This is a genomic window from Polynucleobacter sp. AP-RePozz3-80-G7 (assembly GCF_018882145.1).
Taxonomy (GTDB): domain Bacteria; phylum Pseudomonadota; class Gammaproteobacteria; order Burkholderiales; family Burkholderiaceae; genus Polynucleobacter.
The window spans coordinates 1-1,937 of record NZ_JACVPC010000010.1 but is presented as its reverse complement, the minus strand read 5'-3'; the positions used below and the strand labels follow the sequence as shown (position 1 = coordinate 1,937).

Sequence of the window (1,937 nt, the reverse complement as noted above, 5' to 3'; positions counted from 1 at the left end):
GCAGCGGCATACAACCTCTCATTAACGGGTAATGGCAGCACCATCACCAACGCGGTAACCTTCTTGAACACTGGCACCTTAACTCTTGGCGCCTCTGGTGGTACACAAACTTACACCGCTGGCTTTATAGCAACTGCGCCTAGTGCAACCACACTGAACGGTACGATGAATGCGGGTGGGGCAGTAAGCGTTGGTACAACTGGTACTCATACGGTTGTTCTAGGCTCTAACACTGCTATTAATACTTCAACCTCCAATAGCAGCATCACTATTGGCGGCGCCTTAACTGGTGCTGGTAATACCTTAGATCTGTCTTCTGGTAGCAACACCATTACTGATAGCAACACTGTTGGTGTAGCTTCTACCGGTTTGCTAGGTACCATCACCATTGGTAGCAGCGGTACTCAAACTGGTGCAGTGAGCTTTAGTAATAACTTATATGCAGCAGGTCTGAGCACTGGCACTAGCACGTACAACCTATCCCTAACAGGATCAGCTGCCACGATTACTAATGCAGTGACCTTTGGTAATAAAGGCACCTTAACTCTTGGCGCCTCTGGTGGTACACAAACTTATACCGGTGGCTTCACAGCAACTGCGCCAAGTACTGTCACCTTGAATGGCACGATCAATACTACTAATAATGCAATGAGCTTGGCTGCTATTACCCTAGGCTCTGATGTGACCCTCAATACCAATGCGACTACTAGCGCTGGCACGATTACGCTAGGTGCAGTGACTGGTGGTACTCATGCCTTGACCTTAGCAACCGGTAATGCAGTAGCTGGTGCAAACGTCTCTGGCACTAGTGTTGCTGGTGTCACCACCTTAACTTTGCAAAACATGGGCGGTACTGCAAGCTTTAGCGGTGATGTGAGCGTGACTACCTTGACTGATGCAAGCACAGTCAACAACCTCCAGCTCAACGGCGCTACTGGCACCATCACCAACGCGGTAACCTTCTTGAACACTGGCACCTTAACTCTTGGCGCCTCTGGTGGTACACAAACTTACACCGCTGGCTTTATAGCAACTGCGCCTAGTGCAACCACACTGAACGGTACGATGAATGCGGGTGGGGCAGTAAGCGTTGGTACAACTGGTACTCATACGGTTGTTCTAGGCTCTAACACTGCTATTAATACTTCAACCTCCAATAGCAGCATCACTATTGGCGGCGCCTTAACTGGTGCTGGTAATACCTTAGATCTGTCTTCTGGTAGCAACACCATTACTGATAGCAACACTGTTGGTGTAGCTTCTACCGGTTTGCTAGGTACCATCACCATTGGTAGCAGCGGTACTCAAACTGGTGCAGTGAGCTTTAGTAATAACTTATATGCAGCAGGTCTGAGCACTGGCACTAGCACGTACAACCTATCCCTAACAGGATCAGCTGCCACGATTACTAATGCAGTGACCTTTGGTAATAAAGGCACCTTAACTCTTGGCGCCTCTGGTGGTACACAAACTTATACCGGTGGCTTCACAGCAACTGCGCCAAGTACTGTCACCTTGAATGGCACGATCAATACTACTAATAATGCAATGAGCTTGGCTGCTATTACCCTAGGCTCTGATGTGACCCTCAATACCAATGCGACTACTAGCGCTGGCACGATTACGCTAGGTGCAGTGACTGGTGGTACTCATGCCTTGACCTTAGCAACCGGTAATGCAGTAGCTGGTGCAAACGTCTCTGGCACTAGTGTTGCTGGTGTCACCACCTTAACTTTGCAAAACATGGGCGGTACTGCAAGCTTTAGCGGTGATGTGAGCGTGACTACCTTGACTGATGCAAGCACAGTCAACAACCTCCAGCTCAACGGCGCTACTGGCACCATCACCAACGCGGTAACCTTCTTGAACACTGGCACCTTAACTCTTGGCGCCTCTGGTGGTACACAAACTTACACCGCTGGCTTTACAGCAACTGC

1 protein-coding gene is annotated in these 1,937 nt (G+C 49.5%); it reads left to right on the top strand.

The features are described 5' to 3' along the window. The coding region (locus ICE90_RS10720) for a beta strand repeat-containing protein (protein ID WP_370624671.1) at window positions 1-1,937 on the top strand (1,937 nt) is incomplete at both ends.